Source organism: Halobellus clavatus (assembly GCF_900107195.1).
Classification (GTDB): domain Archaea; phylum Halobacteriota; class Halobacteria; order Halobacteriales; family Haloferacaceae; genus Haloquadratum; species Haloquadratum clavatum.
Genome location: NZ_FNPB01000003.1, coordinates 14,763 through 35,736 on the forward strand (window position 1 = coordinate 14,763; position 20,974 = coordinate 35,736).

Consider the following 20,974-nt stretch of genomic DNA (forward strand, 5'->3'; position numbering starts at 1 on the left):
TCGAGGGTCAGGCGTTCACGTCGTCCGGCGCCAGCACCTTTCGGTCGGCGCGCTCCTCGTAGGTTTCGGTGGCGGGCACGCTCACGAAGCGGTCTCGGCGGTAGTCGTACGCCGTCAGCGAACCGCCGTAGACGCAACCCGTGTCGAGGCCGACCGCCCACTCGGTCCGGACCGGCGCTTCGAGCACGGTGTGTCCGAAGAAGACGCGCGGCTGCCGGCGATACGTCTCGAACCAGAACGGCCCGTCGTAACCCTCTCCGCCCGGCGATCGGCAGTTGAGCAGCGACTCGGCGTCCTGGTCAGTGAGCGGACAGCTTGGATCGACGCCGCCGTGGACCACGAGCGCGCCGTCCCACGACAGTGCGACCGGGAGTGATTCGAGGTAGGTCTCGTCGGCCGGTCCCAGACTCGCCACCTGCTTGCGGTCGTGGATCAGTTTGTGCTCGTTGTTGCCGCGGACCGATACCAGATTGTCGCGCGATCGCACGTACTCGACGACTGCCGCGGTGTCCGGGCCTTTCCGAACCAGGTCGCCCACGAAGACGACCAGATCGTCCGCACTCGGGTCCAGCACGTCCATCAGCCGGCGCAGTTCGTCGATACAACCGTGCACGTCGCCGACGACGTAGATGTCGTCCCACAGGGCGGCGTCGATCCGGCGATGGTGACCGGCGACCGACGGGTGGAAGTCCGCCTCAGTGAGCGAAACCGGCGACCCATCCGCTGGCTCTGCCGACCCGGCGGCTCGGTCCGATGTCGCTCCGATTTCCATATTGCGGTAATGGCTGATGATTGTATAGATGGTTGCTATGATTGCTTGGTCCGGCTACCCGCGACTATATTGCGGTATATATTGCCACGGCTAGAGGATCCACCCACCAACGACCGATCGAAGACGGCCGGCTTGGGTCCGCTACCGCCGGTCAGTCGAACCTTCCCCCGGACGTCACGAACGGCTGAGAACGGGACGAAGTTTCAAGACAGCCCGAGGCGTACGTCCAGCAGGAGGCTACTCCGTTATGGATATTACTGATATTGCCACTCCTGATTTCGTTGAAGTTGATGCCGGCAAGCGACTGGGGAAGATCCGCGCAATCTTCGAGCGGGAGAACCCTCGCGGGATCATCGTCACCGAAGACGGCGACTACACCGGCGTGATCGGCGAGAAGCAGCTCGTTCGCTCTCGTATGGAAGACGACACGAAGGCCTCCGTCGTGATGAAGTCCGCGCCGCGAATCGACCGTCACGAGGACGTCCGCGAGACGGCGCGGATGCTCGTCGAAGGCGACGTGCAAATCGCCCCCGTCTTCGAGGGGGAGACGCTCTACGGTATCGTCGGCAGCGACGCGATCCTGCAGGCCGTCCTGGACAGTTTGGACGCGATCAGCGTCGAGGACATCTACACCGAGGATGTCGTCAACATCGGGGACAAGGCCCACGTCGGGCAGGCGATCAACAAACTCCGCGAACACGGCATCTCTCGGCTGCCAGTCGTTGACGAGGACTCCGGGAACCTCTCGGGGATCGTCACGACTCACGATCTCGTGGAGTTCGTCGTCCGCGACGACGACCGACAGGGACGCGGCGACCGACGCGGCGACATCGACCGGATGCTCGATCTGCCGGTGTACGATCTGATGTCGTCGCCGGTCGTGACCGCCACGCCCGCCGAGAGCGTCGACGTCGCCGTCAGGCGGATGTTCGAGAACGACCTCTCCGGACTCGTCGTGACCCCGGACGAGAACGACGACCTGGTCCAGGGGATCGTCACGAAGACGGACGTCCTGCGCGCGCTGACCTTCACCGAGGAGGAGAGTATGGACGTCCAGATCACCAACGTCAGTCTGCTGGAGACGCTCACCCGCGAGGAGATCGTCGAATCGATCACGACGGTCGTCGACAAGTACCAGCAGATGCAGGTGCTCCACGCGCACGTGCGCTTTCACGAGCACAAAGAGAAGCTCCGCGGCACGCCGCTGATCCAGTGTCAGATCCGCCTCCGGACCAGTCACGGACAGGTCGCGGGCAGCGGGGAGGGCTACGGCGCAGAGCACGCCTTCCATGTCGCGCTCGACAAACTCGAACGCAACGTCCTCGAGATGAAGGGCCTCAACGCCGACGAGAAGTACCGCGGACAGCTCATCCGGAAGCTCGGCGAACTCTGATCGCAGCGCCCGCGCCGAGGGCTCGGCCGCCGCCCGTTACCGGTCGGTGCTCTCGATCCCCTCGTCGGTAATCTCGAACGTAACGCTCTCGCCGACCGCTTTCGCTCTGTGCTTTTCGAGCGTCGCTCGGCGGTTGCCGCCACGGAACCGTTCCAGTCGCACGACCGCGCCGGTCCAGTGTTCGAGGGTGTGGCCCCCAAGCGCCCGCGTGCGGTCTGCGTCCGGATCAGTGAACACCTGATTCGTGATGATGACCGCGAGGTCGTGTTTCCGCGCGAGCGAGAGTAGGTGCGTCACCTGGCTGGCGACCCGGCGGAGCGAGTCGCCGGCGTCGGTGTCGCCGGTGCGTTCGAGGCGGTAGAAGCCGGTCGCGCTGTCGAGGACGATCAGGTCGGCACGCGGGGCGAACTCCTCGGTGTCGCGGACGGCTTCCTCCTGTTCTTCGAAATCGTGTGCCTCCGAGACGATCAGCCTGGAGGTGACGTCCTCGACGGATTCCTCCTCGGCGACGGCCGCGGCGAGTTGGTGGAAGCGATCGATCGAGAGGCCCTCGGTGTCGATGTAGACGGCGCGCTCGCCGGCGGCGGCGACGCGGACGGCCGCCGACAGGGCGACGTTCGTTTTCCCGGCCGCGGGCGGCCCATAGAGCTGCGTGACGGTGCCGCGCTCAACTCCCCCTCCCAGCAGACCGTCGAGCGCTCGGCACCCCGTGGTGAGTGCGTCGGTCACGCGCCACTCTCGGGCGTCTCCGGCGAAAAACCCCCCGGTCCATCGGAGCCGACTGCCGACTGTGACCCGGATTCCCTTGACGACCGCCGAGCGTTGAAATACGAAGCCGGGACCATCCCCGGTGATGGACGCCGCTGTGACGACACTGACGTACGCGCTGCTCGGAATCGGGGCCGGGACGGTGACCGGACTGATTCCGGGGCTTCACGTCAACAGCGTCGCGTTCGGAGCCGTCGGCGTCGCGACTCACCTGCCCGGCCCGCCGGGGGCGGTCGTCGCGGCAATCCTCGCAGCGGGGGTGGTCCACACGTTTCTCTCGATCGTTCCCGGGCTGGTGCTGGGCGTCCCAGACGCCGCCACCGCGCCGGGTGCACTGCCAGGGCACCGGCTCGTCCTCGCCGGCCGGGGCCGGGAGACGATCCGGCTCTCCGCGCTCGGAAGCGGGATCGCGCTCGTCGCCGCGGTGGTCGTCGCGGTGCCGCTCGCCGGTCTGATCGGGGCCGGCCGTCGCTGGCTGCTCGCGGCACTCCCGGCGCTACTGGCGCTCGTGGCCGCGCTCTTGATCCTCGCCGAACCGACACGACGTCGTCGCCTCGGTGGCCTGTGTTGTCTGTGCGCGGCGACGCTCCTGGGTCTCCTGACGCTCGATCTCCCGGCGAGCGGGCCGGTGTCACCCTCGGGCGCGGCCTCGATGCTCGCGCCGCTCTTCGGTGGGCTGTTCGGCGCGCCGATCCTCCTCGACGCGCTGGACGTCCGGGGCGCGATTCCGCCGCAGGACGGGACCCGACTCGGGCTCTCGCGGTCCGAAACGCTCAGGGCCGCACTCTCGGGTGTCGGCGGCGGCGCACTCGTCGGCTACCTGCCGGGCGTCTCCGCCGGCGTCGCGGCCGTGCTGGCGCTCGGCGGTGCCGGGGGTAGCGGACCCGCCGGCCGCGGTTCCGATCGCGCCTACGTCGTCGCCACGAGCGGCGCTGATACGGCGACGGCGGTCTTTTCGGTCGCTTCGCTCGTCGTCCTCGGCGCTCCGCGGAGCGGCGTGACGGTCGCGGCCCAGGCGCTCTTGACTGACGGGAATGGTGACTTCGCACTCGCCGTGGCCGACACGGTCGTGCTGTTCGCGACGCTCGTCGTCGCGGCAGCCGTCGGCGTGGTGCTTCTGGTGACGCTCGGCGAGTGGTATCTCGGCGCGGTCCGCCGATTGCCGCGCCGGCCGCTCGTCGTCTCTGTCCTCTGTCTGCTGGCCGCGCTCTCGGTCGGGTTCGCGGGCGTCCTCGGCGGCGCCGTGTTCTGTCTCGCGACGCTGCTCGGGCTGGTGCCGCCGCGGGTCGGCGCGCGGCGCGTTCACCTGATGGGGGTGTTGTTCGGACCGATCATCCTGGGATGAACGGGAAAGACAACCGTTAAAAGTCGCGGCCGGGTCCAGTAGTGTATGAGCCAGTCCGAACAGCGACACGCCCGACAGTGCGTGTCCTGTGGCATCAACATCTCCGGCATGAGCGCGGCGACGTTCAACTGTCCGGACTGTGGCCACGAGATCTCGCGGTGTGCGAAGTGCCGAAAACAGAGCAACCTCTATGAGTGCCCGGACTGCGGGTTTATGGGACCCTGAACGATGGGAAAAGTTGCAGCCAAAATCAAGGTGATGCCGAACAGCCCCGAAATCGATCTTGACGAACTCCAAGAGCGACTCGAACAGTCGCTCCCCGAGGGCGCGAAGATCAACGGCTTCGAGCGTGACGACGTCGCGTTCGGACTCGTCGCGCTCCTGCCCACCGTCATCGTCCCCGACGACGCCGGCGGGACTGAGGCCGTCGAAGAGTCCTTCTCCGAGGTCGACGGCGTCGAGAGCGTGGCCGTCGAGAACGTCGGCCGTATCTGATTCTTCGGGCGAAGCGATTCCCCGACGCTCATCTGCCGCTGGAGAGCGGAGCGACCAGCGTGCAGACGACAGCACCGACGGGACGACCCGTTCGAGCGGCGCTTACTCGCTCCGACGGAGGACGAGCACGCCGACGACCGGTGAGAAGATGAAACCGAGCCCGAGCGCGATGATCAGCGGGAGCGCCCCGCCGATCGACCACGAGGCCGCCACGCCGACCACGGCGCCTAGGAGAATGCTCGCCGCGACGCCGAGGCCGAACTGTTCCAGTCGAGTGCTCGAATCGTCGTGGGTCGACCCCCCGTCGCCTTCGAGGGCGCCCTCGACGTCCTCAGAGAGTTGTCCACCGGATGCGTATTCTTGTGCCATACCGGGCCGTTGAACGCCCCGTGATTTAGACTTTGCCGAGACGGGTCGCGACCCGCCACCGTGCCCGCTGCGCTGGCACGGACGGAACGTGCGTTTTATAACTGCGTCCCAAGTATGGAACTCCAACGACTATGCCGAGTTCCAATGGTCCACTTCACGGGACGCGAGGAAAGCTCTCGAACAAGCCACGTAACCGGGGCACGTCGCCACCGCAGCGCTCGATCGCCGAGTACGACGAGGGACAGAAGGTCCATCTGAAGATCGACCCGAGCGCCCAGGACGGCCGCTTCCACCCCCGGTTCAACGGGCACACCGGCGAGGTCATCGGCAAACAGGGCCGCGCGTTCAAGGTCCGGATCGTCGATGGCGGCAAAGAGAAGACGATCATCGCTCACCCCGCTCACCTGCGCGCACAGGAATAACCGTCCGCGATGACCATCTTCAAAGAGAAGGTCGACGAGGAGTATCTGACCGTCTCGGAGGTCAAATCCCTCCTCGAGGACGTCGAAGCCGAGCGCGCCGCCGACGAGGAGCGGGAACTCCGCTACGAGCTCGCGCGAGCCATCGAACACGTCAATCGGTTCGCCCATCTCGATCCCGAGGAGTCCCGCGACCTCGTCGAAGAACTTCTCGAACTGGAGAAGGTCGACCCCGTGACGGCCATCAAGATCGCGGACCTGCTCCCACAGAGCCGCGACGAACTCCGCGCCGTCTACGCCCAAGAGCGCTACGCGCTCGACGGCGACGAACTCGACGACGTACTGAACGTCGTCGCGAAGTACGTCTGACGCCCCCGGACTCGTCTCCTGCCGCCCAAGGGCTGCCGATCGCGGCCCGGTCCGAGACCACGTCGCCACCCCGTCGGCCAACTTTTTAAATACGCCGTGGGCGTACGTGTGTGTATGACTACGACCGACGGCGGGAGCGACGGCGATCCCCCCGAGGCGGCGACGGACGACGCCGATACGAGCGAGGGAACCGAATCCGAGGCCGTCGACAGACGCTATGCGGTCGTCTTGGACTACCTCCAGCACGGCCGTGCCGACGACGACCGGCCGCGACACCGGAAGTCGCCGCTGGCGTACGCCCTCGGAGAGCGGGACTTCCGGCTGTTCGAACTGACGTTCACCGAAGACGCCGACGTGTCGATCGGCGACCGGGTCGTGATCGGCCCCACGGAGGCCAGAGACGTCGTCGACGGCTTCAAACAGGTCGAATACGAGGACCTCTCGAACACCGCGAACGCGGAACTGGAGTACGCGGTCGAAGAGATCATCGACGCCGACGAGGACCGATTCGTCGACTTCTACAACGACGCCCAACCCATCACGCTCCGTCTCCACCAGTTGAACCTGCTCCCGGGGATCGGGAAGAAACTCCGGAACAACATCCTCGATCAGCGCAAGCGCGGGCCCTTCGAGAGCTTCGAGGACCTCGAAGAACGGATCTCGGGACTACACAACCCCCGGGAGGTCCTCGTCGAGCGCATTATGGAGGAGCTGCGCGACGACGACCTGAAGTACAAGACGTTCGTCGGCCGCGAGTCGTAACCGGGCCGTCGGACGAACCGCCCCCGGGCTTGGGGGCTGACAGGACCAGCCGAACCCGAGACGTTTACCCGCCTACGCGCGCACAGGACACTAATGACTGAATCGACGCCTGACGCCACCGGTCGCGACCCCGACGCGTTGCGACGACGCGCCGGCGTCCGCGGTGATCCCGATCGCGACCAGCACTTCCTGATCGACGATCGCGTGCTCGATCGGATCCCGGAGTACCTGCCTGCAGACGCCGATCGTTCACACGTCCTCGAGATCGGCGGCGGGACGGGCGCGCTCACCGACCGACTGCTCCGGACCGCCGACCGCGTCACCGTCGTCGAACGGGATCCGTCGCTGGCGGCGTTCCTCCGCGAGGAGTTCGCCGACGCCGTCGACGACGGACGCCTCACGATCCGCGAGGGCGACGCGCTCTCGATCGACCTGCCCGCGTTCTCGGCGTGCGTCTCGAACCTCCCGTACGGGATCTCCTCGGAGATCGCGTTCCGACTCCTCCCGACGGGCCGACCGCTGGTGTTGATGTTCCAGCGCGAGTTCGGCGAGCGGATGGCGGCCGAGCCGGGGAGCGACGACTACGGCCGCCTGTCGGTCAGCGCCCAGCACTACGCGGACGTGGAGGTCGTCGAGATCGTCCCGCCAGACGCGTTCGACCCCGCTCCGGCCGTCGAGAGCGCGATCGTCCGGCTTCGCCCCCGAGACCCCGATTACGACGTCGACGACGAGGCGTTCTTCTTCGACTTCGTGAAGGCGCTGTTCACACAGCGACGGAAGACGATCCGCAACGGCATCAGGAACACCGCCCACATCTCGGGACTTGAGGATCCAGCGGCGGTGATCGACGCGGTCACCGCGGTAGACGAAGACCTGTTGCGCAAGCGCGCAGGATCGCTCGCGCCGGCGACGTTCGCCAGGCTGACCGAACTCGCCGACGAGCACGGACGCTGAGGTGAGTGGGATGCCCGGGCAACTCACCCTACAGACCACGACTGAAGGCGTGAACAGCACCCTTGAGACCGTCCCCCAGTTGATCCCGGGGCTTCCGGGCCGGATCGCCGCCACCTTTACCATCGGACTGCTGGTGATGGCGCTACTGGCGCGGACCGACAGGCTTCACGCGCTCGAACCCGAGCGGTTCCCCTCGGCGGTGTGGCACCTGTTCGTCACGCTGGCTACGATGATCACTGCCGCGACCGGCGGCGTCGCGATCGTCTCGGTCTGGGGGCTCTCCTCGGAACTGCTCGGTGTCTTCGGCGACAACCTGGGCCCCGAGGCGGCGGTTCGACTCGGGATCTCCATCCTGTTCCTGATCGGCGCGTACACGATGACGGGGCTGATCCGCCAGCTGGTCGAGGAGATCGCCCAGACGCGGTCCTCCCTCGGCGAGCACGAACGGGAGATCGCTTTCCGGGTCGGACAGGTGACGCTGTATCTCCTCTCGTTTATGATCGTCCTGTCGCTGTGGCAGGTGAACATCGGCGGCATCCTCGTCGGGGCGGGGTTCCTCGGCATCGTCGTCGGGATGGCCGCTCGACAGACGCTCGGAGCGCTCTTGGCCGGATTCGTGCTGATGTTCTCACGGCCCTTCGAGATCGGCGACTGGATCCAGGTCGAAGAGTATGAGGGCATCGTCACCGACATCACCATCGTCAACACCCGCGTGCAGACGTTCGATGGCGAGTACGTGATGATCCCGAACGACGTCGTCTCGTCGAACAGCCTGGTCAACCGAAGCCGGAAGGGGCGGCTCCGGATCGAAGTCGAAGTCGGAGTCGACTACGACTCGGACCCCGAACGAGCCGCAAACGTCGCACAGGACGCGGTTTCGGGCCTCGACGATCCGATGAACGTCCCCACGCCACAGGTCGTGCTCAAGCGACTGGGTGACTCCTCGGTCGTTCTGGGCGTTCGATACTGGATCGACAACCCGAGCGCGCGCCGAAAGTGGCGCTCGCAGACCGCAGTCATCGGGGCGGTAAAACGAGCGCTCGAAAGCGAGGGGATCAAGATTCCCTTCCCGCAGCGCGAACTGGCCGGCCGCGAGGAGGCCGGCGGATTCGTCCTCGCAGGCGACGACACGGGAGCGAGCGAGGCCCGCACGACCGAACCGACGGCAAGTCGAACCGACGGCGGGGCGAGCGGTGCCGAGGGCACCGACGGGGACGGATCCGCGTGACCGACGACTCGTCGTCGGCGTTAGCCGAACGCCGCGGGATGGAGACGCGGGTCTATCAGCCGGCGGAGGACTCGGGCCTCCTCGCATCGGCCGTCCTCGAGCGCGGCCGGGGTCGGCTGCTGGAGGTCGGCACCGGCTCGGGGTGGGTTGCAGCGCGGGCGGCCCGCGAGGCCGACGACGTGAGCGAGGTGGTCGCGAGCGACCTCAGTCCCCACGCCTGTCGGGCCGCGCGGGAGCGAGCACGTGAGGGCCCGGACGCGGACGAGGCCGGACGGACCCCGACGACGGCCTTCGAGGTGGTCCGCGGGAGTCTGGTCGAACCGTTTGCCGCCGAGACCTTCGATACGGTCGCGTTCAATCCGCCGTATCTCCCGACCGACCCGGACAACGAGTGGGACGACTGGATGGAGCGCGCGCTCTCGGGCGGCGAGTCCGGACGCGAACTGGTCGATCCGTTCCTCGACACGGTCGCTCGGGTTCTCACTGCTGACGGACTCGTCTTGCTTCTCGTGAGTTCGCTCACTGGCTACGACGAGGTGCTCTCCTACGCCGCGAACTGCGGATTCGACCACGAAGTCGTCGTCGAGGAGTCCTACCCCTTCGAGACGCTCACTGTCGTCGGCCTGACACCGAAGAATAACTGAGAAAAATAAAACGGCATAGCAAATATTAAGCAGCGTCATTCCCTAGCGACTGGTGATGACGGAGTACGTCTCGACCACGCCCGGGTTGTTCCCCCTCCCGGACTGGGCGAAATCGAAACTTGGAGACCTCAAAGGCCATCAAAAGGGCGATCTGATCGGCGGCGACGAATCGGCGGCGATCGCGAGCGCCTACGACCGCGCCCGCTCGGAGGTCGTCGACGAACAGCGCGACGCCGGCGTCGACTGCATCGTCGAGGGCCAACTGCGCTGGGACGATATGCTCGCTCACCCCCTCACTGTCCACGACAACGTCGACACCGGCGGGATCGTCCGCTACTACGACAACAACAACTTCTACCGCGACCCCAGAGTGGTCGGCGATCTGACTCCCTCCGGCGACGTCGCAGCCGAACTGGATGCCACCGCCGAACTCCTCGACGGAGAGACGCCGCTACAGGCAGTCTTGCCCGGCCCGTACTCGCTCTCGGAGTTGGCGACCGACGAGCACTACGGCGACGAAGCCGAGTTCCTGGCCGCGATCGCGGACTTCCTCGCGAGCGAAGTGGCGGCCTTTCCCGACCACGAGACGCTCTTCCTGCTCGATCCCTCGCTGGTGACGTCGGCGCCGGGCGACGACCTCGCGCCGGGCATCCCGGAGGCGATCGACACGGTCGCGAGCGCCACCGATGCCGACGTCGTCGTCCACACGTACTTCGGCGCGCTCGAAGAGAAGACCTACGCCTACTTACTCGATGCCGAGTTCGACGCAGTCGGCTTCGACGTCGTGGCGGCGGACCGCGAACAGACAGTCTACAACGCCTCCGAGTACGGCTGTCCGAGTGATGTCGCCCTCGGACTCGCCGATGGCCAGAACACGCTTGTGGAGTCCGCGGAGACGCTCCGCGAACGCGCGACGTGGTTCACCGAACAGGTCCCCTCGACGGACTTCGAGACGGTCTATTTCACGACGAACACCGAACCGTTCTACCTCCCCGTGACCAAGTTCCGCGAGAAACTCGGCGCGCTCTCGGCCGCTGCCGACCTCGATCGGGAGGTGACGGTCTGATGGCCCGAGACGCCGACAACCGCGCGCAGTTCCGCCCGGACGACCACGACGCCGAGCACTTCCTGTTGACGACGGTCGTCGGGAGTTACCCGAAACCGTCGTGGCTCAGCACCGTGCGCGACCTCGAAAGGGAGAGCGACGCCGGGTTCGCGGAGTCCGATCTGCAGGAGGCGTACGACGACGCCGCGCGGGTGATCACGCGCGAACACGAACGGGCCGGGCTCGACACGGTCGTCGACGGCGAGATGCGACGCGAGGAGATGGTGGAGTACTTCGCCCACCGGATTCCGGGCTACGAGTTCAACGGCCCGGTGAAGGTCTGGGGACACAACTACTTCAACAAGCCCTCGGTCGTCTCGACGGTCGAGTACGACGAACCGTGGCTCCTCGAGGAGTTCGAGTTCACTTCCGACGTGGCCGAGAAGCCGGTGAAAGTGCCGATCACCGGACCGTACACGCTCGCGCGGTGGTCGTTCAACGAGGCCTACGAAGACGAGGCCGCACTCGCGTACGACCTCGCGGACCTCGTGAACGAGGAGGTGGAACGGCTCGTCGCGGCCGGCGCGCGCTACATCCAGATCGACGAACCCGCACTGGCGACGACGCCGGACGATCACGCCATCGTCGGTGAGGCCCTCGAACGCATCGTCGATGGGATCCCCGACGACGTCCGGATCTGCCTGCACGTCTGCTACGGCGATTACTCGCGGATCTACCCCGAGATCAACGACTTCCCGATCGACGAGTTCGACGTCGAACTCTGCAACGACGGCTACGAACAGATCGACGTCTTCCGCTCGCCGGAGTTCCAGCCGGACCTCGCACTCGGCGTCGTCGACGTCCACGACGCGGAAATCGAGACCGTGGCCGAAATCAAATCGAACATCAGAGAAGGGCTGAAGATCGTCCCGCCCGAACGCCTCACCGTCTCGCCGGACTGCGGCGTCAAACTCCTGCCCCGCGAGGTCGCCTATCAGAAAATAGCGAATCTCGTCTCGGCCGCTCGCGAAGTCGAGGCCGAACTCGACGCCGGCGAGATCGATCTCGTCGCGCCGGAACCGTAGCGCGGTCCGGTCTCACTCCTCCGCGTCGGCGCGGTCGACCGCGTCGGCTTCCGCGTCTTCAGTGTCTTCGGCTTCCGCGTCTCCGCCGCGCGACGGGCCGTACTCCAGTGCGAGCACGATCGCGCCCGCGAGTGCCGACAGCGCCGACTTCCCGCGCACGGCCGAGACGTACCACCCTTCGGGTTCGAGATCCTCGGGGTTCTCATAGCCCGCGAGCAGCAGCCGTCCGGCGACCTCGATCACCCGTCGAGGAACCAGCGCGCCCACAACGCCGAAGACCACTGCCGATGCCGCCATCAATCGCGTGCACGGTTTCTGCATACTCAACTGTTTGTCGCGGGCCCCAAAGAGGGTAGCGATGGTTCTCCGTGGTGGAAAAATACGGAGACCGTCGCCGGCTGACGGCCCGCGGTCGCGGACCGATCAGTGGTCTTCGCCTTCGTACAGCCAGGCCGCGTCGATCCGCTCGTAGTCGAGGAGTTCGTCCTCCTCGAAGAAGAGGTCGATCTCCCGTTCGTTCGCGCCTTCGTCCTCGTGGTCGGAGGCGTGGATGACGTTACGGCCTAGATCGAGGCCGAAGTCGCCGCGGATCGTTCCCGGGGCGGACTCGGCGGGGTCGGTCTCGCCGACCATCGATCGGACCTGTCGGGTCGCGTCGGCACCTTCCCAGACCATCGCGAAGACCGGTCCGGCGGTGATGAACTCGACGAGGTCGTCGAAGAACGGCTTGTCTTCGTGTTCCCCGTAGTGTTCGTGGGCGAGTTCCCGGTCGATCTGGATGAACTTCCCGGCGACGAGCTTCAGACCGCGCTCTTCGAACCGAGAGACGATCTCGCCGATCAGCCCGCGCTGAACGCCGTCGGGCTTGACCATCACGAAGGTTCGTTCGTCGTGATGACTCATTCGCCGGTGTCTCCGCTCCCCGCTTCCGTCCACTCCAGATCGCGCGGCTCGCGGCCGAGGCGGTAGTTCTTCTCGGCCTTCGAGTCCTTGAAGTGGAGGATCGTTCCGTCGTTCTTCACGAGCATCGTTCCCGTGCCGGGTTCGATCTCCTCACCGGTGTAATCGCAGGTGCGCGTCTCGACCATAGGTTATCGACCTCCGATGGAATCGGCGTCGCGCTGCGTCTCGCGGAGCTGCAGGATGTCGCCCTCGCGGACGGGACCCAGGACGTTCCGCGTGATGATGCGGCCCTGGTTCGAGCCCTCGCGGATGCGGCACTTGACCTGCATGGCCTCGCCGTGCATCCCTGTCTTGCCAACGATCTCGATGACCTCCGCGGACGTCGAGTCGCTGGCGGTCTCTTCTGCGCTCATCGTCGCTTACCGCAGTTCCTCGACCTTCGCGGCGATGTCTTCGACCTGACTCTCCGAGTCGCCGGCGTCGACGATCGCGGCGGCGGCCGAGCCGACTTCGAGGCCGGCGGCCTGTCCGACGTCGTCCTGCGTCTCGATGAAGACGTACGGGATGCCCTTCTCGTCGGCGAGTTCGGGCAGGTGCATCACGATCTCTTCGGGGGAGACGTCTTCGGCGACGAAGACGAGTTCCGCGGTGCCGCGCTCGACGGCTTTGGTCGTCTCGTTGGTTCCTTTCTTTACGGTTCCTGTGTCTCGGGCGACCTCGAGGGCCTCGAGGGCATCCTCTGCGAGGTCGGCTGGGACGTCGAATTCTACGTAGACTGACATTGGTTGTTCACCTCTCCTGCTCGCGGGCTCGACTGCCTCGCCGGTCTGCTGGGTTTCCCTGACGGCGAGGAGTATCATCAACCCCGGGCAGGCTCTACACATCGGTAACCCGGGATCCCATAAAAGCGCTTTCAATGGCGTCGTGGCGTGCCACGGCGCCACACGCGGAACTGGGGGCGTGAGTCCGACTGTGAACGCAACCCCCTTGGTCGCCGGCCGTCTTCCCGCGGGTATGGACGTCACCGCCCTCGCCGCCGACCTCCGCGCGGTGGCCCGACGCCGGAATCACCGACGGATGCTCGTCCTCGCCGGCGCGCGCGAGGCCGGCCTGGACGCCGCCTTCGACGCGATCGAGGGCGCTGAAATTCCGGACGCAGCGACCACGATCGTCACTGGCCGCGAGGGCTTCCGCTTCGACCGCGTCGCGCCCGAACACGCCGCCGAGCTCCTCGGCACCACGCAATCGGCGGTGATCTGCGACGCGCACGAGTCGTTCTCGCCGAACGTCATCGGCCGACTCGTCGGCAGCGTCGACGGCGGCGGCCTGTTCGTCCTGCTCACGCCGCCGCTCGACGCGTGGCCCGATCGACCGGGGTCCTTCGAGGAATCGCTGGCGGTCCCGCCGTTCGGACTCGACGACGTCGGCGGGCGGTTCCGCGAGCGGCTGGTGGCGACGCTCCGAACGCACCCCGGCGTCACGATCGTCGACGTCGACGACGGGACCGTCGCACGGCGCGGTGACGGGGAGACGGCGATGGGCGAGGCCCCGGCGCGCTCGTCGCCGACCGTCCCGACAGAGGGGAGACGCGTCTTCCCCCGCGCCGCCTACGAGGCCTGCCTGACAGCGGATCAGTCCCGAGCCCTCCGCGCACTGGAGGCCCTGGCCGGCGCGGAGAGATCGGACCGCAGCGACGGGGACGGTCCGGCGCCCCGGGCCGTCGTCGTCGAAGCCGACCGCGGGCGCGGGAAGTCGAGTGCCGCGGGACTGGCCGCGGGATCGCTCGCCGCCGCGGGGCGCGACGTGCTCGTCACCGCGCCCGAGCGTCGAAACGCGGCCGACGTGTTCGCCCGCGCCGAGACGGTGCTCGCGGACCTCGGCGCGCTCGAGGAATCCGTGGCCGAGAGCGGTCGCGACGGTCACAACGAGGGTCCCCTTTCGGCCACCGGCGGGGGACGCGTTCGGTTCGCGACCCCGACCGCGGCCGTCGACCGGCCGGGAGACCCCGATTGCGTCATCGTCGACGAGGCAGCCGCACTCCCGGTGCGACTGCTCTCCTCGTTCCTCGACGCCGACGCCGTCGCGTTCGTCACGACCGTCCACGGGTACGAGGGCGCCGGCCGGGGCTTCTCGGTCCGGTTCCGTGACGACCTGACGGCGAGTCCCCACGCGGTGACAGACGTCTCGATGCACGAGCCGATCCGCTACGCGGCCGGCGACCCACTGGAGACGTGGGCGTTCCGAACGCTCCTGCTCGATGCGACCCCGCCCGTCGCGACGCTCCTCGAAGGGGCGTCGCCCTCGACGGTCGAGTACCGCGCGCTCGACCCGTCGGATCTCGCCGCCGATGAACACCTCCTGCGGTCCGTCTTCGGACTGCTCGTGCTCGCACACTACCGGACGGAGCCGAACGACCTCGCGCGACTCCTCGACGCGCCGAACCTCCGCGTCCGGGCGCTCGAACACGACGGACACGTGGTCAGCGTCGCGCTGCTCGCGCGCGAAGGCGGACTCGATGCACCGACGCGCGCGGCGATGTACGACGGGGCGCGGGTCCGGGGCAACATGCTCCCCGACGTCTTCACGAGCCAACTCCGCGACGAGGCCGCCGGCCGGCCGGTCGGCTATCGGATCGTCCGAATCGCAACGCACCACGCCGCTCGCTCGCGCGGGCTCGGATCGACACTGCTCGATGAGATCCGCGCGGAGTTCGCCGAGACCGCCGACTACCTCGGTGTCGCCTACGGGGCGACGCCGGAGCTACTGTCGTTCTGGGACGCCAACGGCTTCGACACCGTCCACCTCTCGACCACGCGGAACGAGTCCAGCGGCGAGTACTCCGCGCTGATGCTCGCTCCACTCTCTCCGGCGGGACAGCGTCTCCGGGACCGCCACGCGCGGTGGTTCCGAGACCGGATTCCGGCCGTCCTCACGGATCAACTCAGCGACGCCGACGCCGACGTGATCCGCGGCGCGCTGGCGGCGTGCCCGCCGCCGGCAGAACCCCCCACCCTCTCCGAGCGGGAGTGGCGCGTCGTCGTCGGCGCGTCCACCGGTCCCGGCCAGTACACGACCGCCCCCGACGCGTTCCGCCGTCTCGCGCTCGCCGCTCTGCTCGGTGCACCCGCGACCGGCGAGGGGTCCTCGCGGCCGCTAACCGCCCGCGAGGAGCGGCTCCTGGTGCAGAAACCGCTCCAGACCCGACCGTGGACGGCCGTCGCCGACGACCTCGGCTACGTGTCGACGCGCGAGTGTATGCGCGCGTTCGGCGCGAGTTACGAGGCCCTCGTCGATCGGTACGGGAGCCACCGCGACGTCGTGGCTGCCGAGCGGGCGCGCTTCAAGGAGTGACAGCGGCCGCGGTCGTACGAACCGCCGGCGCCGGGGGCGATCCACTGCGTTCATCACCCCTACGGTCGACGTTCGGGTATGGATCCCGTCACGTGGGTTGCGCTCGGCCTCGCCGCGGTCGCGGTGATCGGTGCGGCCCTGCCGCTCCTTCCCGGCGGCGCGCTCTCAGTCGTCGCGGTCCTGCTCTACTGGTGGTCGACCGGCTATGCGGCGCCTTCGACCGCGCTCGTCGTCGTGTTAGTCGCCGTGGGCCTGCTCACGATGGTGGTCGATTACTTCGGCGGCGCGATCGCCGCCAGGGCCGGTGGCGCGTCGGCGCTCACGACCGCCGCGGCGGTCGTCGTCGGGGTGCTGTTGCTCTTCGTCGCGGGCCCGATCGGGTTCGTCGCCGGCGTCGCCGCGACCGTGTTCGCCGTCGAGTTCGCCCAGCACGCCGACGCCGAGGCGAGCGGGCGAGTCGCGCTCTATGCCACCGTGGGCGTCCTCGCGTCGACCGCCGTCCAGATCCTCCTGACCGGCACGATCCTCGTCGCGCTCGTCGTCGTCGCGCTGCTCTGATACTGATGACACGCACTTTTCATCGCCGAGTGCCACTCCCGGTGTCGGCGCTCGGCGGTAGAGAGACGAGAGTAATCAGTATGAATCGATCAAGAGAACGCCTCCGGCAGAATGCCGATCCGACGGTGGAATTATATCGGTCCTGCTCCAACGAGGGTCTGTGAGCGTCAACGTCGAGACGAAGGAGGATCCCCCCGGCTCCGCGGCGTACGCGGAGGCCGCCTGGAACCTGAAGGAGGCGATCCGGGCACAAGAGGGCGTCCTCAAACAGCGCCGAACCTTCTTCGTCGACGCCTATCGCCGTGCTCGCGACCATCTGCTTTTCGAGGAGGACGAACTGATCGGCTTCGCATCCGTCCGCCGGGACGGGTACATCCTGTTTCTCGCGGTCGCTCCCGATCGGCGGGGCGAGGGCCACGGCAAGCGCCTCGTCGCCGCGGCGCTTCAGGAACACGAATCCATCTCCTGTCACGCCCGCGCGACCAACGAGTCGGCGCTGTCGTTCTACGAGCACCTCGGTTTCGATATCCAACGGCGGATCACGGGCTACTACGAGGACGGCGGCGACGCGTACTACCTCCGGCTGGGCGACGGCGGGTCGCTCCGCGAGAAGTTCGCCGAGTTCTTCCGCCGCCGGAGATGAGCGGCGCCTCCGACCCCCTCTCGGTCGGCGTCCTCGGCTACGGATTTATGGGCCGAGCGCACGCGAACGCGCTGGCTCGCTTGCCGATGTTCTTCCCCGACGCCCCGCAGACAGAGCGAGCGGTCCTGGTCGGACGCGACGGCGACGCGGTCGAGACGGCCGCGAGTCGGCTCGGGTTCTCCGCCACTGCGACCGACTGGCGCGAGGTCGTCGACGAGGTGGACGTGTTCTACAACCTCGGGCCCAACCACGTCCACGCCGACCCCTCGATCGCCGCGCTGCAGGCTGACACGCACGTCCTGTGCGAAAAGCCCCTGGCGCGGACCCTCGGGGAGGCCGCAGCGATGCGCGACGCGGCCAGGGACGCCGGCGCGGTGGCGGGCTGCGGCTTCAACTATCGGTACGTCCCCGCCATCCGGCTCGCCAAGCGGTACGTCGAGGACGGACGGATCGGGGACGTCAGGCAGTTCCGCGGGCAGTACCTCCAGGACTGGCTGGCGGATCCCGATTCCCCCTGGTCGTGGCGACTCGACGAGGGCCTCGCCGGCTCCGGCGTCCTGGGTGACCTCGGCGCGCACACCATCGATCTGGCTCGCTTCCTCGTCGGCGACTCGGCCGGGGCGATCGAACGCGTCTCCGGGCACCTCCGGACCTTCGTCGAGGAGCGCCCGGCACCCGACGGCGAGGGGACGCGGCCGGTCACGGTCGACGACGCCTACACCGCGCAGGCCGAGTTCGAAACCGGCGCCGTGGGGACGTTCGAGGGGTCGCGGTACGCCCGCGGTCACGAGAACGACCACCGGATCGAGATTCACGGCTCGGCGGGCAGCCTCTCGTTCTCGCTGGAACGGCTGAACGAACTGCGGTACGCCGGCGCAGACGACCGGGGGTACGAGCGGATCCTCGTCACCGGCGAGGACGACCCCTACGGCGAGGCGTGGTGGCCCCCGGGGCACACTCTCGGATGGGAACACGCCGTCGTTCACGAGAACTACGAGTTCCTCCGCTCGATCGCTGGCGACGGGGCGTTTCGGCCGAGTTTTGCAGACGGGTACGCCGTCCAGCGGGTGCTCGAAGCGATCGAACGCGCCGACGAACGGGGTGAATGGGTCGCCGTGGACGAGATCTCCGGCGAGGGCGTCGCGGCCGGCAACCGAGAGGAGTGATGTGGACGCCGGGGTCGGTGACGAGAGTGGCGATAGGGACACCGCCGCGGTCTCGCCCCCAGGTCAGCGGTTCTTTACGCCGTTGTCGGTGACGAGCTGATCGACGAGCTCCATCGGGGTCGCGTCGTAGGCCGGGTTCTCGATCTGGACGTTCTCGATCGGTTCGAGCGAGACTTCCGCGGGCGGGCGGTACTCGTTCTCGAAGACGAAGCCGTCGTCGACGACCTTCGCGGCCGACCCGACGATGGTGACGGGGACGTCGAGGTGGGTCGCGGTGGCGACGATCGGATACGTCCCGACGCGGTTGTACAGCGTCTCCTCGACGATGCAGTCCATCCCGAGTACCACCCTGTCGCACTCCGGAAGGAACGACCCGACCGCGCCGTCGACTAACAGGTGCGGTTCGACGCCCTCGACCGTCGCCAACTGACGCGCGATCTTCCGACCGAGGTAGCGCGGCCGGGCCTCCGTCACGTACGCGGTCAGTTCGATCCCCGAATCGACTGCCGTCTCGATGGCTTCGAGGACCGTCGAGGAGTAATCGTGCGTGAGGATCGTCTCGCCGTCCTCGAAGGTCGGTGCCGCGTTCGCCGCCGCCCGGGACTTTCCGTGTCTCACGTCCTCAACGACACGGGCGGAGACCTCTTCGAGAAGCTCTTTCGCCTCGTCGACGGTGTCCTTTCGCCCGACGACGTTGACCAGAACCGTCTCCATCGCGTTGAACAGCGACGCGTGCGAGGGGTTCGCTCGCTTGAGCGCGCTCACGTTGCGTTCGAGATCCCGCTCGAACTCCTCGACCGTGGCGTGCTCTCGATCTAGCAGTTCCGAGAGCGACTGCGTCGCCTTCACGGCGACGACCGACGAACTGTGCGTCTGCATCTCTCGGATCTCCGCAATGGTCTCGTCGATCATATCTGAAGGTGGACGAGTCAGGTGAAAGACCTTCCGACGGCGCGGGTCTCGAACCCCCGGCGGTGGCTCACTCGGTCCGGCCGTCGCGGTCGAGCGCCTCGGGTTCGGCGTCTCCGCCGTCGCGGTCGATCGCGTCCGGGTCCTCCCCGCCGTCGCCGGCGTCGTAGCGCCGGGCGTACGCGAAGACCGAGATCGCGACGACGATCCAGACCACCGCGCCGACCCGGATCGCGAAGGTCACGCGGGACCCCCAGGTCGGCAGGGGTGTGCGGAGCGAGAGGGCGGCGACGACCGGTGCGCCGACGACGATCGTGAGCACGAACGTCGTCTGCATCACCCACCCGTAGTCGACGCCGTCTGGATCGGAAGTCTCGACCGGTTGCACGAGCGGGCCTTCGTTGGCAGACGCAAAGACGTGATGGTTTTCGACGGTGGTGTCACCGACGCAGGGTCTGATAGTGTTTACTCTCACTTTTTACCGCCGAGCGCCACCCCCGTTGGCAGCGCCCGGCGGTACGAGATGAGAGTAAACACTATGAGACGGCGTGTCCTCACTCCTGCACGCGCCGGTCGAGGAAGTCCCGAACTGCGTCGTTGAACGCTGTCGGCTGTTCGAGCATCGCGAGGTGTGCCGCCTTCTCGATCACCGTCAGTTCGCAGTCGGGGATCCCCGCCTGTAGTTGCTCGTGAAAGTGCGGCGGCGTGAGCCGGTCGTACTCACCGACGACCGCGAGGGTCGGGACCCCGACCTCCGAGAGGTGATCGCGCACGTCGAATCCGTGGGCCGTCCGGAAGTCACGCTCGAGGATCTCACGTCCCGTCGTCCGCAGGGCGTCGCGAGACACGTCGCGTATCTCCTCGTCGACGTCGTGAAACAGGTGGTCCGGTTCGTGGAAGAATTCGATCACGGGATCGATGTCCTCAGAAACCCAGGCGAGGACGTCGTCGAGGACGGGCAGCCGCGGTCCCGTCCCGGCGAGGAGCAGCCCCGAGAGATAGAAGTTGCGCTCCAGTGCCGCGGTGAGAGCGACGGCCCCACCCAGCGAGTGGCCAAGAAGCACCTCGGCACCGACGGCCTCAGCGACTGCCACGACGTCGTCGACGTAGGCTGTGAGCGTCTCATAGCCCGGTTCCGCAGCGACGTCGTCGCTCTCCCCGTGGCCGCTGAGATCGACCGCGACGAGCGGCTGTTCGGTGGCCAATCTCGACTGCTGCGACCAGACTAGACGGCTCCCGCCGGTCCCGTGGATCGCCAGTAGCGGAGCGCCCGATCCCCCGCGATCGAACGTGCGGTAGGCCGTCTCCCGCTCGTGGTGTGTTACCGTTTTCATACCACACGATTCGCGGGCGTGGCAGATAAACCCTCGATGCAGTCCTTTCGCCGGATTCGGCGCTCAGCCGAGACCCTCGAGACTCGTCGTGGCGGCGGTTTCGACGTCGAACTGCAATTCAACCGTTCGGATCCGGTGACCATCGCTGTATTGCGATTAGTCTGCGACAGATTTATATAGTAAAGCGACTAACTTGGAGTTAGGAATCAACGATGAGCACGATGCAACTTTCCGGGGAAAACGAGCGAATCGTCCGCCGGTACGAGTACGACGACAGTTGGGTCTTCGTGACCGATCTTCAGGTGGCTGACGAGGACGTCAGCGTCGACGTCGTCGGATCGACCGCCATCGTCGTGGCCGACACCGACGAGGGCGTGTCCGAGGCGGAGTTCGAGCTCCCCGGGGCCGAGACCTCGATCACGACGAACAACGGTGTGCTAACGATCACAGGAGACCGCTAAA

The 20,974-nt window shown here is 67.1% G+C and carries 27 protein-coding genes and 1 pseudogene; 17 read left to right on the plus strand and 11 right to left on the minus strand.

The window, feature by feature from the left end; genetic code table 11:
• Positions 1-7: 7 nt before the first annotated feature.
• Positions 8-772, minus strand: a complete 765-nt coding sequence (locus tag BLU74_RS05585) for a metallophosphoesterase family protein (RefSeq protein WP_089766157.1) — start codon at positions 770-772, stop codon at positions 8-10.
• 247 nt (positions 773-1,019) lie between these two features.
• On the opposite strand from BLU74_RS05585, the gene BLU74_RS05590 reads away from it, so the two are divergent.
• On the plus strand, positions 1,020-2,165 hold the full coding sequence (locus tag BLU74_RS05590) for a CBS domain-containing protein (RefSeq protein ID WP_089766159.1): 1,146 nt from the start codon (positions 1,020-1,022) through the stop codon (positions 2,163-2,165).
• A gap of 36 nt (positions 2,166-2,201) precedes the next feature.
• Here the strand turns inward: BLU74_RS05590 and radB are convergent, their stop codons facing one another.
• Positions 2,202-2,894, minus strand: a complete 693-nt coding sequence (gene radB, locus BLU74_RS05595; protein ID WP_342702053.1) for a DNA repair and recombination protein RadB — start codon at positions 2,892-2,894, stop codon at positions 2,202-2,204.
• Between the two features lie 124 nt (positions 2,895-3,018).
• On the opposite strand from radB, the gene BLU74_RS05600 reads away from it, so the two are divergent.
• Genes BLU74_RS05600 through BLU74_RS05610 form a run of 3 tightly spaced genes read left to right on the plus strand, consistent with a single transcriptional unit; the run spans position 3,019 to position 4,773 of the window.
• The gene (locus tag BLU74_RS05600; RefSeq protein WP_089766164.1) at positions 3,019-4,278 is read left to right on the plus strand and encodes a tripartite tricarboxylate transporter permease; all 1,260 of its coding nucleotides are present in this window, start codon (positions 3,019-3,021) and stop codon (positions 4,276-4,278) included.
• A 45-nt stretch (positions 4,279-4,323) separates the two neighbouring features.
• Positions 4,324-4,503 (plus strand): HVO_2753 family zinc finger protein, encoded by a 180-nt coding sequence (locus BLU74_RS05605; RefSeq protein WP_081927459.1) that lies wholly within the window; start codon positions 4,324-4,326, stop codon positions 4,501-4,503.
• A 3-nt stretch (positions 4,504-4,506) separates the two neighbouring features.
• Complete coding sequence (locus BLU74_RS05610; protein WP_089766167.1) at positions 4,507-4,773, plus strand: elongation factor 1-beta; 267 nt, start codon at positions 4,507-4,509, stop codon at positions 4,771-4,773.
• A gap of 102 nt (positions 4,774-4,875) precedes the next feature.
• Here BLU74_RS05610 and BLU74_RS05615 read toward each other — a convergent pair whose 3' ends face one another.
• Positions 4,876-5,142 (minus strand): glycine zipper domain-containing protein, encoded by a 267-nt coding sequence (locus BLU74_RS05615; RefSeq protein WP_089766169.1) that lies wholly within the window; start codon positions 5,140-5,142, stop codon positions 4,876-4,878.
• 131 nt (positions 5,143-5,273) lie between these two features.
• Here BLU74_RS05615 and BLU74_RS05620 point away from each other — a divergent pair, with 131 nt between their 5' ends.
• The 8 genes from BLU74_RS05620 (at position 5,274) to BLU74_RS05655 (ending at position 11,648) form a co-directional block, all read left to right on the plus strand.
• Positions 5,274-5,564 (plus strand): 50S ribosomal protein L21e, encoded by a 291-nt coding sequence (locus BLU74_RS05620; protein ID WP_089766172.1) that lies wholly within the window; start codon positions 5,274-5,276, stop codon positions 5,562-5,564.
• A gap of 9 nt (positions 5,565-5,573) precedes the next feature.
• Positions 5,574-5,930: an RNA polymerase Rpb4 family protein gene (locus tag BLU74_RS05625; protein WP_089766174.1), complete on the plus strand. Its 357-nt coding sequence runs from the start codon at positions 5,574-5,576 to the stop codon at positions 5,928-5,930.
• 114 nt (positions 5,931-6,044) lie between these two features.
• Entirely contained in the window at positions 6,045-6,692 is a 648-nt protein-coding gene (locus BLU74_RS05630) for a DUF655 domain-containing protein (RefSeq protein WP_089766176.1), read from the plus strand.
• Positions 6,693-6,785: 93 nt separating this feature from the next.
• Positions 6,786-7,646 carry a 16S ribosomal RNA methyltransferase A gene (locus BLU74_RS05635; RefSeq protein ID WP_089766179.1) on the plus strand — a complete coding sequence of 287 codons (861 nt, stop codon included), beginning with the start codon at positions 6,786-6,788 and terminating at the stop codon, positions 7,644-7,646.
• A gap of 10 nt (positions 7,647-7,656) precedes the next feature.
• Positions 7,657-8,874 carry a mechanosensitive ion channel family protein gene (locus BLU74_RS05640; protein ID WP_089766181.1) on the plus strand — a complete coding sequence of 406 codons (1,218 nt, stop codon included), beginning with the start codon at positions 7,657-7,659 and terminating at the stop codon, positions 8,872-8,874.
• Positions 8,875-8,912: 38 nt separating this feature from the next.
• Positions 8,913-9,518, plus strand: coding sequence for a HemK2/MTQ2 family protein methyltransferase (locus BLU74_RS05645; protein ID WP_245705752.1), 606 nt, complete (start codon positions 8,913-8,915; stop codon positions 9,516-9,518).
• A gap of 55 nt (positions 9,519-9,573) precedes the next feature.
• A complete protein-coding gene (locus BLU74_RS05650; protein ID WP_089766187.1) occupies positions 9,574-10,584 on the plus strand; it encodes a 5-methyltetrahydropteroyltriglutamate--homocysteine methyltransferase in 1,011 nt (336 codons plus the stop codon).
• Positions 10,584-11,648, plus strand: a complete 1,065-nt coding sequence (locus BLU74_RS05655; protein WP_089766189.1) for a methionine synthase — start codon at positions 10,584-10,586, stop codon at positions 11,646-11,648. Before BLU74_RS05650 ends, BLU74_RS05655 begins: the two co-directional genes overlap by 1 nt.
• A 12-nt stretch (positions 11,649-11,660) precedes the next feature.
• Here BLU74_RS05655 and BLU74_RS05660 read toward each other — a convergent pair whose 3' ends face one another.
• The 5 genes and pseudogenes from BLU74_RS05660 to rpl7ae all read right to left on the minus strand — a co-directional run bounded on the left by BLU74_RS05660 (position 11,661) and on the right by rpl7ae (position 13,333).
• On the minus strand, positions 11,661-11,945 hold the full coding sequence (locus tag BLU74_RS05660) for a DUF6199 family natural product biosynthesis protein (RefSeq protein WP_089766192.1): 285 nt from the start codon (positions 11,943-11,945) through the stop codon (positions 11,661-11,663).
• A gap of 126 nt (positions 11,946-12,071) precedes the next feature.
• Positions 12,072-12,551 (minus strand): nucleoside-diphosphate kinase, encoded by a 480-nt coding sequence (gene ndk, locus BLU74_RS05665; protein WP_089766194.1) that lies wholly within the window; start codon positions 12,549-12,551, stop codon positions 12,072-12,074.
• A 2-nt stretch (positions 12,552-12,553) separates the two neighbouring features.
• Positions 12,554-12,736: pseudogene (locus BLU74_RS05670) on the minus strand (50S ribosomal protein L24e); the annotation flags it as partial.
• 3 nt (positions 12,737-12,739) lie between these two features.
• Entirely contained in the window at positions 12,740-12,964 is a 225-nt protein-coding gene (locus tag BLU74_RS05675) for a 30S ribosomal protein S28e (RefSeq protein ID WP_049986948.1), read from the minus strand.
• A gap of 6 nt (positions 12,965-12,970) precedes the next feature.
• Entirely contained in the window at positions 12,971-13,333 is a 363-nt protein-coding gene (rpl7ae, locus tag BLU74_RS05680) for a 50S ribosomal protein L7Ae (RefSeq protein ID WP_089766200.1), read from the minus strand.
• Between the two features lie 232 nt (positions 13,334-13,565).
• On the opposite strand from rpl7ae, the gene tmcA reads away from it, so the two are divergent.
• From tmcA to BLU74_RS05700, 4 genes are all read left to right on the plus strand, one after another.
• Positions 13,566-15,902, plus strand: a complete 2,337-nt coding sequence (gene tmcA / locus BLU74_RS05685) for a tRNA(Met) cytidine acetyltransferase TmcA (protein ID WP_089766203.1) — start codon at positions 13,566-13,568, stop codon at positions 15,900-15,902.
• Between the two features lie 78 nt (positions 15,903-15,980).
• Positions 15,981-16,460: a DUF456 family protein gene (locus tag BLU74_RS05690; protein ID WP_089766206.1), complete on the plus strand. Its 480-nt coding sequence runs from the start codon at positions 15,981-15,983 to the stop codon at positions 16,458-16,460.
• 160 nt (positions 16,461-16,620) lie between these two features.
• Positions 16,621-17,103 carry a GNAT family N-acetyltransferase gene (locus BLU74_RS05695; protein ID WP_089766208.1) on the plus strand — a complete coding sequence of 161 codons (483 nt, stop codon included), beginning with the start codon at positions 16,621-16,623 and terminating at the stop codon, positions 17,101-17,103.
• Positions 17,100-18,269, plus strand: a complete 1,170-nt coding sequence (locus tag BLU74_RS05700; RefSeq protein ID WP_089766211.1) for a Gfo/Idh/MocA family protein — start codon at positions 17,100-17,102, stop codon at positions 18,267-18,269. Before BLU74_RS05695 ends, BLU74_RS05700 begins: the two co-directional genes overlap by 4 nt.
• 63 nt (positions 18,270-18,332) lie before the next feature.
• Here BLU74_RS05700 and BLU74_RS05705 read toward each other — a convergent pair whose 3' ends face one another.
• From BLU74_RS05705 to BLU74_RS05715, 3 genes are all read right to left on the minus strand, one after another.
• Positions 18,333-19,181 (minus strand): eIF2B alpha/beta/delta subunit family protein, encoded by an 849-nt coding sequence (locus BLU74_RS05705; RefSeq protein ID WP_089766214.1) that lies wholly within the window; start codon positions 19,179-19,181, stop codon positions 18,333-18,335.
• Between the two features lie 67 nt (positions 19,182-19,248).
• Positions 19,249-19,566, minus strand: coding sequence for a DUF5822 domain-containing protein (locus tag BLU74_RS05710; protein WP_089766216.1), 318 nt, complete (start codon positions 19,564-19,566; stop codon positions 19,249-19,251).
• A gap of 166 nt (positions 19,567-19,732) precedes the next feature.
• On the minus strand, positions 19,733-20,512 hold the full coding sequence (locus BLU74_RS05715) for an alpha/beta fold hydrolase (RefSeq protein WP_089766218.1): 780 nt from the start codon (positions 20,510-20,512) through the stop codon (positions 19,733-19,735).
• Between the two features lie 212 nt (positions 20,513-20,724).
• Here BLU74_RS05715 and BLU74_RS05720 point away from each other — a divergent pair, with 212 nt between their 5' ends.
• Complete coding sequence (locus BLU74_RS05720; RefSeq protein ID WP_089766220.1) at positions 20,725-20,973, plus strand: DUF7127 family protein; 249 nt, start codon at positions 20,725-20,727, stop codon at positions 20,971-20,973.
• Position 20,974 lies beyond the last annotated feature (1 nt).

What these genes read in the sequence shown, in the direction of transcription:
- BLU74_RS05585 (WP_089766157.1), bottom strand. Translation starts at nt 772, where the DNA reads ATGGAAATCGGAGCGACATCGGACCGAGCCGCCGGGTCGGCAGAGCCA.
- BLU74_RS05590 (WP_089766159.1), top strand. Translation starts at nt 1,020, where the DNA reads ATGGATATTACTGATATTGCCACTCCTGATTTCGTTGAAGTTGATGCC.
- BLU74_RS05600 (WP_089766164.1), top strand. Translation starts at nt 3,019, where the DNA reads ATGGACGCCGCTGTGACGACACTGACGTACGCGCTGCTCGGAATCGGG.
- BLU74_RS05605 (WP_081927459.1), top strand. Translation starts at nt 4,324, where the DNA reads ATGAGCCAGTCCGAACAGCGACACGCCCGACAGTGCGTGTCCTGTGGC.
- BLU74_RS05610 (WP_089766167.1), top strand. Translation starts at nt 4,507, where the DNA reads ATGGGAAAAGTTGCAGCCAAAATCAAGGTGATGCCGAACAGCCCCGAA.
- BLU74_RS05615 (WP_089766169.1), bottom strand. Translation starts at nt 5,142, where the DNA reads ATGGCACAAGAATACGCATCCGGTGGACAACTCTCTGAGGACGTCGAG.
- BLU74_RS05620 (WP_089766172.1), top strand. Translation starts at nt 5,274, where the DNA reads ATGCCGAGTTCCAATGGTCCACTTCACGGGACGCGAGGAAAGCTCTCG.
- BLU74_RS05625 (WP_089766174.1), top strand. Translation starts at nt 5,574, where the DNA reads ATGACCATCTTCAAAGAGAAGGTCGACGAGGAGTATCTGACCGTCTCG.
- BLU74_RS05630 (WP_089766176.1), top strand. Translation starts at nt 6,045, where the DNA reads ATGACTACGACCGACGGCGGGAGCGACGGCGATCCCCCCGAGGCGGCG.
- BLU74_RS05635 (WP_089766179.1), top strand. Translation starts at nt 6,786, where the DNA reads ATGACTGAATCGACGCCTGACGCCACCGGTCGCGACCCCGACGCGTTG.
- BLU74_RS05640 (WP_089766181.1), top strand. Translation starts at nt 7,657, where the DNA reads ATGCCCGGGCAACTCACCCTACAGACCACGACTGAAGGCGTGAACAGC.
- BLU74_RS05645 (WP_245705752.1), top strand. Translation starts at nt 8,913, where the DNA reads ATGGAGACGCGGGTCTATCAGCCGGCGGAGGACTCGGGCCTCCTCGCA.
- BLU74_RS05650 (WP_089766187.1), top strand. Translation starts at nt 9,574, where the DNA reads ATGACGGAGTACGTCTCGACCACGCCCGGGTTGTTCCCCCTCCCGGAC.
- BLU74_RS05655 (WP_089766189.1), top strand. Translation starts at nt 10,584, where the DNA reads ATGGCCCGAGACGCCGACAACCGCGCGCAGTTCCGCCCGGACGACCAC.
- BLU74_RS05660 (WP_089766192.1), bottom strand. Translation starts at nt 11,945, where the DNA reads ATGGCGGCATCGGCAGTGGTCTTCGGCGTTGTGGGCGCGCTGGTTCCT.
- ndk (WP_089766194.1), bottom strand. Translation starts at nt 12,551, where the DNA reads ATGAGTCATCACGACGAACGAACCTTCGTGATGGTCAAGCCCGACGGC.
- BLU74_RS05675 (WP_049986948.1), bottom strand. Translation starts at nt 12,964, where the DNA reads ATGAGCGCAGAAGAGACCGCCAGCGACTCGACGTCCGCGGAGGTCATC.
- rpl7ae (WP_089766200.1), bottom strand. Translation starts at nt 13,333, where the DNA reads ATGTCAGTCTACGTAGAATTCGACGTCCCAGCCGACCTCGCAGAGGAT.
- tmcA (WP_089766203.1), top strand. Translation starts at nt 13,566, where the DNA reads ATGGACGTCACCGCCCTCGCCGCCGACCTCCGCGCGGTGGCCCGACGC.
- BLU74_RS05690 (WP_089766206.1), top strand. Translation starts at nt 15,981, where the DNA reads ATGGATCCCGTCACGTGGGTTGCGCTCGGCCTCGCCGCGGTCGCGGTG.
- BLU74_RS05700 (WP_089766211.1), top strand. Translation starts at nt 17,100, where the DNA reads ATGAGCGGCGCCTCCGACCCCCTCTCGGTCGGCGTCCTCGGCTACGGA.
- BLU74_RS05705 (WP_089766214.1), bottom strand. Translation starts at nt 19,181, where the DNA reads ATGATCGACGAGACCATTGCGGAGATCCGAGAGATGCAGACGCACAGT.
- BLU74_RS05715 (WP_089766218.1), bottom strand. Translation starts at nt 20,512, where the DNA reads ATGAAAACGGTAACACACCACGAGCGGGAGACGGCCTACCGCACGTTC.
- BLU74_RS05720 (WP_089766220.1), top strand. Translation starts at nt 20,725, where the DNA reads ATGAGCACGATGCAACTTTCCGGGGAAAACGAGCGAATCGTCCGCCGG.